Origin of the sequence: Vibrio sp. Vb0888, assembly GCF_033338835.1 — a bacterium.
In the GTDB taxonomy this organism is placed as follows: domain Bacteria; phylum Pseudomonadota; class Gammaproteobacteria; order Enterobacterales; family Vibrionaceae; genus Vibrio; species Vibrio alginolyticus.
This window is the reverse complement of sequence record NZ_JAWOTL010000258.1, coordinates 1-1,121: the sequence shown is the minus strand read 5'-3', so window position 1 is coordinate 1,121 and position 1,121 is coordinate 1. Positions and strand designations below refer to the sequence as shown.

The window sequence follows — 1,121 nt, the reverse complement described above, 5'->3', positions numbered from 1 at the left end:
TCTGGAAAGGCATAGCGACTTTTGTTCATCAACATCCTGAATACACGCACTTATTTGGCCCAGTGAGCATCAGCAACGATTACAGCCATCCCGCGCGTCAATTGTTGGCACAATCGATGACCCTACACCACTACGACAACGACTGCGCCGAATACGTCACTCCGTCAAACCCACTGCCAGAAACCAACTTAAACTGGAATACCAGCATGCTAACCGCATTGGGAGATTTACAGTTGCTATCTCGCGTGATCGCTCGAATTGATGAAGGCAAAGGCGTCCCGGTATTACTGCGCCAATATTTGAGTTTGAATGGTAAGTTGGTGTGTTTTAACGTCGATCCTGCGTTTAACAACGCACTGGATGGATTGATTATGGTGGATTTACGCGATGTACCTGAGAAAACGCTTGCACGTTATATGGGCAGTGAAAACGCGCGCGAGTATTTAGCTATGAACAATTAACCGTCGTCTACAAACGTAGGAGGTATCGCGCTGCTCAAAATCGCTCTAAACAAAACGCGTGCAGCGTGATACGTTATTTGCTCATAAAACATTAAAAACAAAGTGTTTAGTTAAACTCATCGCAAAAAGGCCACTCATCTCCAGCTTTAATCCACAAAACGCCAACATCGCGCAAACGTTCACGTTATAAACTTTCACAAAACCTCAAAATGGTTATAGATCACATTTCAAATCAAACCGAACGCCAAACAAAATGTGACCTTGATCGCTTCAGGCATTTAATTTGAATTAAAAAAGAAATTAAAGGTGATCTAAATCACAATGAATTTTGATTTTATATTTGTCAGAAGATCGAATTGATCACTAATATTTTTATTGACAGATTTGAAAGTCATTTTTTGTTATTAAGTTACATATCAATTAATTGATCATCATCACTTAAAAAATGCTTTTCATCCGAAGAAATGCGGGGGTTGATCACGAAAAACCCGTCGTCAGTTCCAATTAGAAAATGTGTGGTAAATTGATTGGGTACTAAGCAATCAAACAAGCGGTTTTGGCGAACCGTTTACGACAACATATTCATCAGAACATCGAACGGGGAATTGTTATGATATCACCAGATGCCAAGATCAAGATACAAAATTTTGGTCGTTTTCT

Annotated in this window: 1 pseudogene; it reads left to right on the top strand. The window is 40.0% G+C overall.

Annotated features, from left to right (window positions below):
• Window positions 1–461: pseudogene (locus R7P72_RS25470) on the top strand (hemolysin); the annotation flags it as partial.
• Window positions 462–1,121 lie beyond the last annotated feature (660 nt).